Source organism: Rhizobium sp. KDH_Rht_773_N (assembly GCF_052946295.1).
The window spans coordinates 3,501,202-3,514,101 of sequence record NZ_CM129525.1; the positions used below are offsets into that span (position 1 = coordinate 3,501,202).

12 protein-coding genes and 1 tRNA gene are annotated in these 12,900 nt (G+C 63.3%); 10 read left to right on the top strand and 3 right to left on the bottom strand.

What is annotated here, in order from left to right:
- Nucleotides 1–62: 62 nt before the first annotated feature.
- Nucleotides 63–1,121: an aldo/keto reductase gene (locus ACU8HS_RS17280; RefSeq protein ID WP_447014766.1), complete on the bottom strand. Its 1,059-nt coding sequence runs from the start codon at nt 1,119–1,121 to the stop codon at nt 63–65.
- A gap of 263 nt (nt 1,122–1,384) precedes the next feature.
- Complete coding sequence (locus tag ACU8HS_RS17285) at nt 1,385–1,726, bottom strand: hypothetical protein (protein WP_112753369.1); 342 nt, start codon at nt 1,724–1,726, stop codon at nt 1,385–1,387.
- A 239-nt stretch (nt 1,727–1,965) separates the two neighbouring features.
- On the opposite strand from ACU8HS_RS17285, the gene ACU8HS_RS17290 reads away from it, so the two are divergent.
- The 9 genes from ACU8HS_RS17290 to ACU8HS_RS17330 all read left to right on the top strand — a co-directional run bounded on the left by ACU8HS_RS17290 (nt 1,966) and on the right by ACU8HS_RS17330 (nt 10,843).
- Nucleotides 1,966–2,943 carry an ABC transporter substrate-binding protein gene (locus tag ACU8HS_RS17290; RefSeq protein WP_112569605.1) on the top strand — a complete coding sequence of 326 codons (978 nt, stop codon included), beginning with the start codon at nt 1,966–1,968 and terminating at the stop codon, nt 2,941–2,943.
- Between the two features lie 7 nt (nt 2,944–2,950).
- On the top strand, nt 2,951–4,645 hold the full coding sequence (locus ACU8HS_RS17295; protein ID WP_447014767.1) for an ABC transporter permease: 1,695 nt from the start codon (nt 2,951–2,953) through the stop codon (nt 4,643–4,645).
- A complete protein-coding gene (locus tag ACU8HS_RS17300; protein WP_113497386.1) occupies nt 4,633–5,652 on the top strand; it encodes an ABC transporter ATP-binding protein in 1,020 nt (339 codons plus the stop codon). The genes ACU8HS_RS17295 and ACU8HS_RS17300 overlap by 13 nt, the downstream gene beginning before the upstream one ends.
- Nucleotides 5,653–5,743: 91 nt before the next feature.
- Nucleotides 5,744–6,853, top strand: a complete 1,110-nt coding sequence (locus ACU8HS_RS17305; RefSeq protein WP_112753372.1) for an endonuclease/exonuclease/phosphatase family protein — start codon at nt 5,744–5,746, stop codon at nt 6,851–6,853.
- Nucleotides 6,850–7,593, top strand: coding sequence for an NUDIX hydrolase (locus ACU8HS_RS17310; RefSeq protein WP_112569613.1), 744 nt, complete (start codon nt 6,850–6,852; stop codon nt 7,591–7,593). The genes ACU8HS_RS17305 and ACU8HS_RS17310 overlap by 4 nt, the downstream gene beginning before the upstream one ends.
- Before the next feature lie 64 nt (nt 7,594–7,657).
- On the top strand, nt 7,658–8,569 hold the full coding sequence (locus ACU8HS_RS17315; RefSeq protein ID WP_112569615.1) for a PhzF family phenazine biosynthesis protein: 912 nt from the start codon (nt 7,658–7,660) through the stop codon (nt 8,567–8,569).
- Between the two features lie 127 nt (nt 8,570–8,696).
- Nucleotides 8,697–8,772, top strand: a tRNA-Lys gene (locus tag ACU8HS_RS17320).
- A 484-nt stretch (nt 8,773–9,256) separates the two neighbouring features.
- Entirely contained in the window at nt 9,257–9,991 is a 735-nt protein-coding gene (locus tag ACU8HS_RS17325) for an isochorismatase family cysteine hydrolase (RefSeq protein WP_447014768.1), read from the top strand.
- A 234-nt stretch (nt 9,992–10,225) separates the two neighbouring features.
- Nucleotides 10,226–10,843 carry an O-methyltransferase gene (locus ACU8HS_RS17330; protein ID WP_377311505.1) on the top strand — a complete coding sequence of 206 codons (618 nt, stop codon included), beginning with the start codon at nt 10,226–10,228 and terminating at the stop codon, nt 10,841–10,843.
- A 16-nt stretch (nt 10,844–10,859) separates the two neighbouring features.
- On the opposite strand, the gene ACU8HS_RS17335 is transcribed toward ACU8HS_RS17330, so the two are convergent.
- On the bottom strand, nt 10,860–11,549 hold the full coding sequence (locus ACU8HS_RS17335; RefSeq protein WP_447014769.1) for a methyltransferase family protein: 690 nt from the start codon (nt 11,547–11,549) through the stop codon (nt 10,860–10,862).
- Nucleotides 11,550–11,739: 190 nt separating this feature from the next.
- Here ACU8HS_RS17335 and ACU8HS_RS17340 point away from each other — a divergent pair, with 190 nt between their 5' ends.
- On the top strand, nt 11,740–12,819 hold the full coding sequence (locus tag ACU8HS_RS17340) for a glycosyltransferase family 2 protein (protein ID WP_112757432.1): 1,080 nt from the start codon (nt 11,740–11,742) through the stop codon (nt 12,817–12,819).
- Nucleotides 12,820–12,900: the final 81 nt, after the last annotated feature.

Here is a 12,900-nt window from a genome sequence, read left to right on the forward strand (position 1 = left end):
ATAGCATGGCGGAAACGCATCTTTTGTGACGCCTGTTTCCGCCATGCAAGGCTTTGAAGAACCTATTTCTTCAGGTGCGGGGCGAAGAGTTCCATGTCGGCTTCGCTCAGCCGCTCGTTGGCGGTGTTGAGCTGGTGCCAGTAGGGATAGATGACCGGCGGCACGCTGACATCGTCGAGGCGCTTGCGCTCCTCGGCAGACAGTTTCAGGTCGGCGGCGGCGAGGTTGTCCTTGAACTGGGCTTCGGTGCGGCCGCCGATGATGACCGAGGTGACGGCCCTGCGGCCGATCAGCCAGGCGAGCGCCACCTGGGCTGCGGAAACGCCGCGTTCCTGGCCGATCGCCACCAGCGTCTCGACGATGTTCCAGAGGCGGTTTTCGTCGCGGATCGGCGGTTCGGTCCAGCCGGCGAATTGGCGGGTGCCTTCGGGGGCGGCGGCGTTGCGGCGGTGCTTGCCCGAGAGCAGGCCGCCGGCGAGCGGGCTCCAGACGAGCACGCCGAGGCCCTGGTCGATCGAGATCGGCAGCAGCTCGTATTCGGCGTCGCGGGCTTCCAGCGTATAGTGGATCTGCTGGCTGACGAAGCGCTGGTACTTGTATTCGTTGGCGATGCCGAGCGCCTTCATGATGTGCCAGCCGGAATAGTTCGAGCAGCCGACATAACGCACCTTGCCCTGTTTGATGAGCGTATCGAGCGCTTCCATCGTCTCTTCGAGCGGCGTCTGGCCGTCCCATTCATGGACCTGGTAGAGGTCGATGACATCGGTCTTCATGCGCTTGAGGCTTGCCTCGCATTCGCGGATCAGGTGGTAGCGCGACAGGCCGCGATCGTTCGGGCCGTCGCCCATGCCGAAGCGGGCCTTGGTGGCGAGCAGCACGCCGTTCGGGCGCTTGCCGCTCAGCACTTCGCCGATGATGCGTTCGGATTCGCCCGCGGAATAGACATTGGCCGTATCGATCAGGTTGACGCCGGCATCGAGGCAGATATCGACCATGCGGCGGGCTTCCTGCACGCCGAGATCGCCGACGGTCTTGGCCCAGCCGACGCCGCCGAAAGTCATCGTGCCCATGGTCACGGTGGAAACTTTAAGGCCGGATCGGCCGAGCAAACGATATTCCATTGAAATTCCTCCTCATGAAAATGGCCTGACTGACGTGCCGCAATGCGGCCGGCGGTCAACCGGCTGATGCATGTCGCGCAAAGGGTGGGGCGGTCTTGCGGTCGCGACATGCAGACACAAATGCGTAGAGCGTGGCACGCGAATCCGAAAGATCGCAACGCGCTTCCGATCTTCACGCCTGCGTGAGCTTACGCCCTCCGTTCGTCCCGCGCGAGAACTTTCGGCCTGTGGCACAGCGCGCGGCGGGCCTGCCCGGACGGCAGTCATCTTCCGGATCGGACGGCGATCACCATTTCCGCGGCCACGGCTGGGCTTTGTCGCTCCATTTCCCTCGTCAGGACGCGCGTGTAGACCGGGCTTTCATCCCTGTCCACGGCATCGAGCAGGGCACGCCGCTCGCCGGAACAGGAACTGCTGATGATGATGCCGAGTTCCAGTGGCGATCCCTGTTGCGAGGCATAGGCCCGTGCGCGCGAGCGAAGGCATTCGGTATAGGCCTGGCCCTCCGGGTAATCGTTCAGATCCTTGTGCGACCGGCTGCCGCCGGCCGTCTGGCAGCTGGCAAGGCAGGCAGAGCAGAGCATCAGCAGGACAAAGCGCTTCATTTCATTCCAGACATACGGAAAAAGGGTGTTGGCGTGCAATTTCAATCTGTGGTTTAAACGATTCCGTCCGTTTGGCAAGGGGGCGGCATTGGGCGACGATCCCGGAGGAGCAGGGCAGGGACGCATCGGGCGGGAACGCCGGGAGGGCCGGACGGAGCTTGCTGTCTGTGCGCGGCCCTGTCACACCGCTGTAAAACACCCCCAATAAGGAGGGGCATCACCATCCGAGGATACCTTCCATGAAAACTCTTGTTTCTGCCGCCGCACTGCTTGCAGCAAGCCTTCTCGCGATCCCGGCTTCCGCTGCCAACCTCGTTCTCTATACCAGCCAGCCGAACGAAGACGCGCAGGCGACCGTGGACGGCTTCATGGCCGCCAATCCCGATATCAAGGTCGACTGGGTGCGCGACGGCACGCCGAAGATCATGGCGAAGCTCCAGGCTGAAATCCAGGCCGGCAACCCGGTTGCCGACGTGCTGCTGATCGCCGATGTCGTGACGCTCGAGCGCCTCAAGGAAGACGGCAAGCTGCTCGCCTACAAGTCGCCGGAAGCCGCCCAGTATGACGCCGCCCTCTACGACGCCGACGGCTATTACTATTCGACGAAGCTGATCACGACCGGCATCATGTACAACACGTCGGCCGCCATGAAGCCGACGAGCTGGAAGGACCTGACCAAGCCGGAAGCCAAGGGCCTCGTCACCATGCCGAGCCCGCTTGCCTCGGGTGCTGCTCTCATCCACGCCCAGACGCTTGCCGCCGTTCCGGGCCTCGGCTGGGACTTCTACAAGTCGCTCGCCGATAATGCCGCCGTCGCTTCCGGCGGCAACGGCGTCGTGCTGAAGTCCGTCGCCTCGGGCGAAAAGGCTTACGGCATGGTCGTCGATTACCTGCCGATCCGCGAAAAGGCCAAGGGTGCCCCGGTCGAGTTCGTCTTCCCGAGCGAAGGCGTTTCGGCCGTGACCGAGCCGGTCGGCATTCTCGCCAGCGCCAAGAATGTCGATGCCGCCAAGAAGTTCGTCGATTACGTTCTCTCCGAAAAGGGCCAGGAAGGCTTCCTGAAGCTCGGCTACATTCCGGCCCGCAACGGCATGAAGCTGCCCGACGGTTTCCCGGCACGCGACACGATCAAGGTTCTGCCGGTCAACGCCGCCGAAGCCCTGAAGAACACCGACAAGGATCTGAAGACCTTTACGGATCTCTTCGGTTCGAAATAATAGACCCATGCAGGGCTATATACGTCCAGGAAACAGCCAGCCCGTCTGGCTGTTTCCTTTTATCGTTTGCGTGGTGCTTTTCCTGAGCGTGCTGCCTCTTGCGCGGCTCGCGATCGTCGGCATTGCCGCTTTCACCAATGGCGGCATCATGGTGGTTCTGTCCGACCCCATGGTCTGGTCGGCGGTCTATTACACCATCGTCACGGCGGTTCTCGGCACGGTGATCTCGCTCGCCATCGGCTGCGCTTTCGCCTATCTGCTGACGCTGACCGATATTCCGGCCAAGGGGCCGCTCAGCTTCTTCTTCGTGCTGCCGATGATGATCCCGCCGCAGGTCACGGCGCTCGCCTGGGTGCAGATGTCGGGGCCGTCGAGCCCGCTTCTGAAAGCGCTGCATATCGCGCCGCCGCTCGGCTCGCCGCAGCCGCTCTATTCGGTCGGCGGCATTGCGCTGCTTTACGGCGTGCAGCATGCGCCGCTCGTCTATCTGGCGCTGAGGGCAGGGCTGATGACCCTGCCGCGCGACGGGGTGGAGGCGGCGCGGCTTTCGGGGGCGTCGAGCCTGCGCGTCTTTCGCGATATCATCCTGCCGCTGTCGCTGCCGGGCGTGATTGCGGGGGCGGCGATCTCCTTCGTGTCCTGCACCGGCAATTTCGGCATTCCGGCGATCCTCGGCATTCCCGCCTCGATCTTCACGCTGCCGACGCTGATCTTTTCCAAGTTTACCGCCTTTACCGGCCGCACCTTCGGCGACGTGGCGCTGCTGTCCGCCATTATCGCGCTGATCTCGGTCGCCGGCCTTGCCATTCAGGATCGGGCGCTGCGCGGGCGCGACTATCGCGTCATCGGCCTTTCGGGCGCGACCGCCGCTTTCGAACTTGGCGGGTGGAAGCTTCTCTTCACGCCGCTCCTCTGGATCATCCTGTTCTTCATGCTGGCGGCACCCTTCTTCGCGCTGGTCGCCGGCGCGCTGGTGCCGGCCTATGGGGTGCCGCTCACCTTCAAGACGATGACCTTCCATGCCTTCGAGGAAATCCTCTTCCGGCAGGCGGTGACGCGCACGGCTTTCGTCAATTCGCTGTCGCTGGCGAGCGGGGCGGCCGTCGGGCTGCTGTTCGTGACGGTGCTGACGGCCTATGCGCTGACACGGCGCCGGGACAGGCTCTCGCGCATCGTCGCCAGCCTTGTCGAAATTCCCTATTCGCTGCCCGGCATCGTCATGGCGGTGTGTTTCATCCTCGTCTTTGCCGCCCCCGTTCCGGTGCTCAACGTGACGCTCTACGGCACGGTCTGGATCATTCTCATCGCCTATTTCTCCTCCTTCTTCGCCGTCAGCCTGAAGCCCGTGGTCAGCGCCTTTCACCAGCTCGATCCGGCGCTGGAGGAGGCGGCGCGACTTTCGGGGGCCGGCTTCTTCCGGCGGCTCAAGGATATCATCGTGCCGCTGGTCGCGCCGGCGGCCGGCGCCTCGGTCATCCTCGTCTTCCTGATTGCCTGCAACGAGCTGACGATTTCGGCGCTGCTCTGGTCGGCGGGCACGCAGACGCTCGGTGTCGCCATCTACAATCTCGACGACAGCGGCAGTTCCGACCTTGCTTCGGCGCTCTCCGTGCTTGTCGTCTTCATGGTCGTCGCCATGATGCTGCTTCTGGAGCTTCTGGCGAACCGTCTGCCCAAGGGAGTGGTGCCGTGGCGAAGCTGATCCTCAACCAGGTGGCCAAGGATTTCGGCACGGGCAGGGCGGCTGTCAGCGGCTTTTCGCTCGATGTGCGCGAGGGCGGGTTCCTGGCGCTGCTCGGCCCCTCCGGCTGCGGCAAGACGACGGTGCTGCGCATGATCGCCGGTTTCGAGACGCCGAGCGACGGTTCCATCCATCTCGGCGAGCGGCTGCTTGCGGACGCCTCGCAATCGCTGCCGCCGGAAAGGCGCAACATGGCGATGGTGTTCCAGTCCTATGCGCTCTGGCCGCATATGAGCGTCGCCGACAATGTCGGCTATCCCCTGAAGGTGCGCGGCATTTCGGGCGAGGCCTACAAGACCAGGGTGCGCGAGGCGCTGTCGACCGTTCGCCTCGTCGATTATGCCGAGCGGCGGCCGGCCGATCTCTCCGGCGGCCAGCGGCAGCGCGTGGCGCTCGCCCGCTGCCTCGTCACGTCGCCCGATGTCGTGCTGCTCGACGAGCCGCTTGCCAATCTCGACCGGCATCTCAAGCAGGAGATGGAAGAGACCTTCCGCGAGTTCCACCAGCGCTCGGGCGCGACGATGATCTATGTGACACATGACCAGAGCGAGGCGATGGCGCTGGCGACCGATATCGCCGTCATGTCCGAGGGGCGCCTGCTGCAGGTGGCGCCGCCGGCGGAAATCTATGCGCGGCCGGAAGGGCGCACGGTTGGCGGCCTGATCGGCCGCGGCGCGATCGTCACGCTGCCGGTCATGGGCCATGAACGCGATCTGGAATGGCACGAGCTGGAGGATGCACTGCACGCGGCGAATACGGACGGTGCCGATATTCTCGTGCGGCCGGAAGATGTGGTCATCGGGGTCGAGGGGGCTGCCGCAACGGTCGAATCGGCCCTTTACGAGGGCGAGCGTTACGCGGTGAAGCTGATGCTCGGCAACGGCCAGGTGCTGCGCGCCTTCAGCCGCGTGGCCGTCGTGCCCGGCGAGGCCGTGCGCGTCATCATCCGGGCCGGCTGGCGGCTTTGAGGGACAGGCGGCTTCATCTGCCGCGCAAAACCGCTGCACACTTTTGCTGGAATTGCTTTACTAATGGCCTGATGCCAACCGGGAATGCCTGATGTCGCTTCGCCTTGCCACATTCAATGTCGAGAACCTGCTTACCCGTTTCGATTTTACCGGTTATCGCAACCAGCTCCGGCAGGACCGCGTCATCAAGCTGTTCGAGGTCAATAGCGAAGGTGTCTACCAGCAGCTGGAACAGGCGCGGGTGATCGCTTCCACCGACGACACGCGGCAGATGACGGCGCTGGCGATCGCGGACGCGGATGCCGATATTCTGTGCCTGCAGGAGATCGACAACATGGCCGCCCTGCAGGCCTTCGAATATGGCTATCTCTACCGCATGGTCGGCAACGGCTACCGGCAGAAATACCTGGTCGAGGGCAATGACAGCCGCGGCATCGACGTGGCGGTGCTGATGCGCGAGGAAACGCGCGACGGGCAGAAGATCGAGCTTCGGGACATCAAGAGCCATGCGATGGCAACCTACCGCGATTTCGATCTCTTCGACGAGGAACTCGCCACGACCAACCGGCCGGACGACAAGATCTTCAAGCGCGACTGCCTGGAACTGGACCTGCGGATCGGCGGCGTGCCGATGACGCTCTATGTCGTGCATTTCAAATCGATGGGCAGCCCGCGCGAAGGGCTGGACGGCCGGCAATCGACCCTGCCGATCCGCCGGGCCGAGGCGCGGGCGGTGCGCCGCATCATCGAGGACAGGTTCGGCGCAGGCCACACCGCCAGGAAGAATTTCGTCATCTGCGGCGACATGAACGACTATCAGGAGCGCGTCGACGTGATCGGCCGGCGCGGCGCGGGCTACCGGTTCGAGCATCAGGACGAGGCCGAGAGCGCGCTTGACGTTTTCAGCCATGACGGCTTTGCCGAAAATGTCGTGCGCCGGCGCGATCCGCTCGACCGCTGGACGCTCTATCATTCGCGCGGGCCGGAGGAGCAGTGGCTCTGCCAGCTCGATTATCTCTGGCTGTCGCCGGCGCTTGCCGCTTCCAATGCCACGCGCATCCCGGAAATCATCCGCCACGGACAGCCCTATCGCACCATCTTCCCGCCGGGGCAGGAGGTGGAGCGCTATCCGCGCACCGGCTGGGACAGGCCGAAAGCATCCGACCATTGCCCCGTCGTCATGACCCTGGATCTCTTATGACCGCATATTTTTCAGAAGACCTTTCCGCCTTTCCGCCGGAGCAGACGGTTTTTCCGATCGCCGGCACCAATCTGCGCGTGCTTGACGGCGAGCATCCGCTGCTTGTCGCCAACCGGGCGGCGATCCGTGAGAACTGGGAGCGCGAAATCGCCGCCAACCCGGCGCTCTTCGACGGCCGCATGGTGCTGCAGCACCGGCTGAAGCTTTCCGAGGAGGGCATTGCCAGCGAGGCGCATACCGTTCCCTTCTCGACCTTCATGTGGTGGCGCAGGCAGCCGCAGCGAGAGGGCGCCATCCATCTCTTCGCCTATCCGGTGCTGGAATCGTCCGACGGCGCGCTGGTCGCCATCCGCATGGGCGCGCATACGGCCAATCCCGGCCAGGTTTATTTCGCCGCCGGCTCGCTGGAGCCCGAGGATGTCGTCGACGGGCGTTGCGACATCGACGGCAACATGGCCCGCGAAGTGATGGAGGAGACGGGGCTGGATCTTGCCGATGCGGTGGCGGGCGAGGGGCTTCATGCCAGCCATATCCGCCGCTCGGTCTCGATTTTCCGGCTGTTCCGCTTCGGCATGACGGCCGACGAGATGGTGGATTTCATTGGCCGTCATATGCTTGTCGCCGAGGATAAGGAAATCGCCGGTGCGGTCGCGATCCGCTCGGCCGATCCGCACGCGCATCCCTACAATGCCTCGATGCTGCCGATCATCGACTGGTATTTTGGAGGCAAGCGGGTCTGAAGCTTGCACTTGTGCCGTCTGTCGGGCAGTTTGACGGTTCGATGACCGATTCAGGGAGGCCGATGTGGCGTTAAGCTACAGCGTCTATGACGTGTTCACCGACACCAAGCTTGCCGGCAATCCGCTGGCCGTGATCTTTGACGGCGAAGGGCTCGAGGACGAGGCGATGCAGGCGATTGCCCGCGAAACCAACCTCTCCGAGACGGTTTTCGTGCAGCCCGCCGACAATCCCGCCTATACGGCGCGCATCCGTATCTTCACCCCCGGCCGGGAGCTGCCCTTTGCCGGGCACCCGACCGTCGGCACGGCGATCGCTCTGGCGGAGCGCGCGCACGGGGCCGCGCGGCTCGATCTGGTTTCGGTGCTGGAGGAAAATGTCGGGCCGGTGCGCTGCGCCGTCAGGTTGCGCGAAGGCGAGGCGAGCTTTGCCGAATTCGACCTGCCGCGCAAATCCCAGCAGATATCGCTGCCGCTCGACAAGGCCGGCATCGCCGACGCGCTTTCCCTGAAGACGACCGAGATCGGCTTCGAGAATCATGTGCCGTCGATCTGGAGCGCCGGCGTGCCCTTCCTGATGGTGCCGGTCCACGACGTCGGCGCGGCCGAGCGGCTGGAGTTCGACCCGCAGCTCTGGGAGAAGACGGTGCCCTTCGTCGACGGCGCGCTCGCCTCGGCCTATATCTACTGCCGCGGCGGCGTGAACCATGTCGCAAAGTTCCACGCGCGCATGTTTGCAAGCGGCATGGGCATTTCCGAGGACCCGGCCACCGGTTCGGCAGCCGCTGCCCTGTCGGGCGCGATCAACCATTTCGACCGGCTGACGGACGGGCATCATCCCGTGCTTATCGAACAGGGCGTGGAGATGGGCCGCCCGTCCTTCATCCACCTGCATATGGACATCGAAGGCGGGGCCATTTCGAACGCCCGGATCGGCGGTCAGGCGGTGCGGATTGCGAGCGGCACGCTCGACCTTTGATTTCATTGGATTTCCAGCGCCTGACAAAAAAACTTCGCAATTAACCAAAGAAATTTCGAGAGGGCGCTAGACAAGCCGGACGATCCTATTTATATGCCCCGTCACACCGCGCAGCCAAGCTCGGTACGGGTGATTAGCTCAGTTGGTAGAGCAGCTGACTCTTAATCAGCGGGTCGTAGGTTCGAGCCCTACATCACCCACCACTTCTCCTTTCCAGACGAGATGAAGGCGATATTCGCCACCGGATTGCCGGTCGCGATCCGCGATAAGCCACCGAAGTTCAAGCCGCCGGGTTATCGCCCGGCAGATCGTTCGAAGCTGCAGGTGGCGCGGGAGAAAGCGCTCCGCTCCCACGCCCGCGAAAGAATTCGCATCAAGGCACTCCCTGGAATGGCCGGGTGAATGTCGGCCGCAGCCGGCATGCATCTGTTTTTCCCAAGATTGTTGCAGAGGGGGGGCTCTTTGCTTTGCGGCAGAGAGATCAAACCAACGTTTAATTGCTGCTCCGGCGGGATTTCCGTAGTTTAATCCGCGGAACATCGATGTATAAATCAATTATACATTGGGTTTTTCTGATTTTATTATTTCAATACTCGGATTCCAACCTCAACGGGAAGCGGAAAAATGTTAAATGTTCGGATGAGCAACTTGACGTCGGCTATTCTACTTTCGAGCCTGATGGCTTTTATGGCCCCCGGCACCCCCTCGAATGCGCAGCCGGCCGCTGATCCGTACATGGACCCGGCCAAGCCGGCACTCACCAAGGGCAACATGAAACTGGACGTTTCAAAAGCTGCGCTCGTGGTCATCGATCCCCAGAACGACTTCATGAGCCCGAAGGGGCTTGCCTGGCCGGTCGTGGGCGAAAGCGTAACGGAGCACCAGGTTGTTCCGCATCTCGGCCAGCTTTTTGCCGCGGCGAAGCGGGCGGGGATGGTCGTCGCCATTTCGCCTCACCACTATTACAAGTGGGACCATACCTGGAAGGTGCAGGGTCCTCTTGAGATTTTCCAGCACGAGGTCGGTATCTTCGACCGGGAAGGGCCTTATACGCTGGACGGATTCGAGGGGTCGGGCGCGGATTTCCTGCCGGATTTCAAGACGTATATCGAGGACGGCAAGACAATCATCGCCTCGCCGCACAAGCTTTACGGTCCGCAGGTGAACGATCTTTCGTTCCAGCTCCGCAAGCAGGGCGTGACGCAGATCATTCTCGCGGGAATGCTGGCGAACATGTGTGTCGAATCCCATCTGCGCGAATTCCTCGAAGAGGGATTTGAAGTCGCGGTCGTGCGGGATGCGGTCGCCGCTCCCAAATTGCCCGAGGGCGACGGGTATCAGGCGGCACTGATCAATTTCCGCTACATGGCGAACGGGCTCTGGACCACCGACGATGCGGTCAGGATGATGCTGACGCATTAGGCAGCGCGCGGACAAGAAAGAGAGGGCGGCCCCGTGCCGCCCTCTTGCTGTTGCGCATCACGATGCCATTCCCGGAGGAGGCAATTTCTGCCCTTGTGCGAAATTGCCCGCGGTATTTAACTCCTGAACCGGCAAAGCCGTTGCCGCGGTATCCGGTGCCGCCGGCGAGCGCAGGAGGACATGCCGATGAGCGACAATCAACAGGATCGTGCCGCCCTGGTCGGGGAGAGCAGGCTGGATGACAAGGTGCTCGATGTGCTCGGCGCCTATCACCGGCGGATGGACGAAGAGCGCCGGGCGCCGCGCCAGGAGGCGCCGGGCGGGCGCGACGGCGGGCAGGACCAGCGGATGCGGGCAGTGGGGCCGCAGACGGGGCGCTTTCTCAATATTCTCGTGCGCAGCCTGACGGCGCCGACGATTCTCGAACTCGGCACGTCCTTCGGCTATTCCGGCATCTGGCTTGCGGAGGCGGCGCGCGCCACCGGCGGCAAACTCGTCACCATGGAAGTGCATGGCTATAAATCCGCCTATGCGCAGGCCATGGCGGAAAAGGCCGGGCTTGCCGAACATATCGATTTCCGGGTGGGCGATGCGGTCGCCATGATCCGCGAATTGCGGGGCAAGGTGGATTTCGTGCTCGTCGATCTCTGGAAGGATCTCTACCTGCCGTGCCTCGAAGCCTTCTATCCGAAGCTCAATGCCGGCGCGATCGTCGTTGCCGACAACATGATCTATCCCGCCACCGAGGACGTGAAGATCTATGCGCGGGCGATCCGCGCCAAAGCGGGAATATCGAGCGTGCTCCTGCCGGTCGGTTCGGGGCTGGAGGTCAGCCGGTACGAGCCGGAGTGAAAATCGAGAGCGGAGTTCACCATAGGCCCGCAAACAGCCGGTATCTCACCTTGCGGCAATAATCCTCGTAGCCCGGCAGGTCCCGGCGCAGGTGGCGCTCCTCGTCGATAAGGCGAAGGATCAGGCCGAGGAAGATCAGCGGCACGACGATCAGCCCCCACAGGGAGGAGAGCGCCAGCGGAATGCCTGAGGCGAGCGGCAGGACGGCGGCATACATGGGGTGGCGCACAAGCGCATAGGGGCCGGTTGAGACGACGTGCTGGTCCGGCGCGACTTCGATGGTGGCGGAGGCGAAGCTGTTTTCCTTCAGGACGAAGAAGACGAAGAGGAAGCCTGCCGAAATCAGCAGGTTGCCGAGGACGATTGCCCAGACCGGAACGGCCGACCAGCCGAAGCGGTAATCGAGCGCCGAGGGGATGACGAGCGCGATCATCACCACGCTGGTGAAAAGCTGGATGCGCTTCTGCAGCGGTTCCGTTTCGGCGGACGGGCCGGCGCGCATGCGCTTTTCCAGAAGCGCGGGGTCGCGATAGTAGAAATAGACCGAGGTGCCGGCCGACCAGGCGGCGAAGGTCGCCAGGAACAGCCAGCCCTGCCAATAGGCAAGCGTGCCCGCCGCCAGGAAGACCATGACGGCGAGGGCGACGAGGAACTTGGCGTTGGCTTCGGCGGCCCTGCGGCCGAGATCGGGTGCTTTCTCCTGCATGACGCCTCCCTGCGGCCATGCCCCGCAATCCATTTTGCGGCCGGGCCTTTAGAATATGCAAAGCAAGGCCATGATATCAAACCCCTTGCCGGCGGCGCAGGTTCCGGCCCTTCGGGGGCGAGGGGCTCTGTTCCAAGTGCCTTCCGGCAGTTGGTCATGCCGGTCTGGGGCGGCGAGGAGCTTGATGGATATGGGCAAATCCTTTGGTGGCGTCGATGTGCAGACGAAGCTTTCCATCGTCGCGCCCTGCTACAACGAAGCCGAGGGGCTGGACGAATTCTGCCGGCGGGCGAGGGCGGCGGCCGAGGCCGTTGCCGGCCAGTCCTTCGAGATCATTCTCGTCGACGACGGCTCCAGCGACGATACGTGGGGTGTGATATCGCGGCTTGCGGCCGCCATCCCGCAGGTGCTCGGCGTCAAGCTTCTGCGCAATCACGGCCACCAGCTTGCGGCCACCTCCGGCCTTGCCGTGGCGCGCGGCGAGCGCGTGCTGCTCATCGATGCCGATCTGCAGGACCCGCCGGAACTGCTTGCCGAGATGATGGCGATCATGGACCGGGGCGCCGATGTCGTTTACGGGCAGCGCAGCGAGCGCAAGGGCGAGACGAGGTTCAAGCTCATCACCGCCTCCGTCTTCTACCGGCTGCTGACGCGGCTTACCTCCATCTCGATCCCGCAGGATACCGGCGATTTCCGGCTGATGAAGGCGCGCATCGTGCATATCCTGCTCAACATGCCGGAGCGGCACCGCTTCATCCGCGGCATGGTGAGCTGGATCGGCGGCAGGCAGGTGGCGCTGCGGTATACGCGCGATGCCCGTTATGCCGGTTCGACGAAATATCCGCTGAAGAAGATGATCCGCTTCGCGATCGACGCGATCACCAGTTTCTCGATCATTCCGCTGCGGGTCAGCGCATGGATGGGGCTGATTGCCGCCGTCTTTGCGGTGGGGCTCTTGATCTACACGCTGGTGCAATGGTTCGAGGGCAACGTCATCACCGGCTGGTCGAGCATCATGGCCGCCATTTCGGCGCTCAGCGCCATCCAGCTGATTGCGCTCGGCACGCTTGGCGAATATGTCGGCCGGCTGGTGCAGGAGCACAAGCGCCGGCCGATGTTCATGATCGACTGCGTGGTGCAGGGCGAGGTCATGTCCGAATTGCCCGACGATTTTTCCGAACTCGATACGGCCAGCCGCAGATCGGAACTCGGCAAGCTTTCGGCCGCAGGCCTCGGCGCGCAGCCGGCCGGGAGCGCCGCCGGCCGCTGAGCGCGGATTGTTGCCGAACATGTTGACAAAAAATTCCGCTGCGACGGCATTTGACCTTTCCGATCCGGGCCAAGGGGCGTA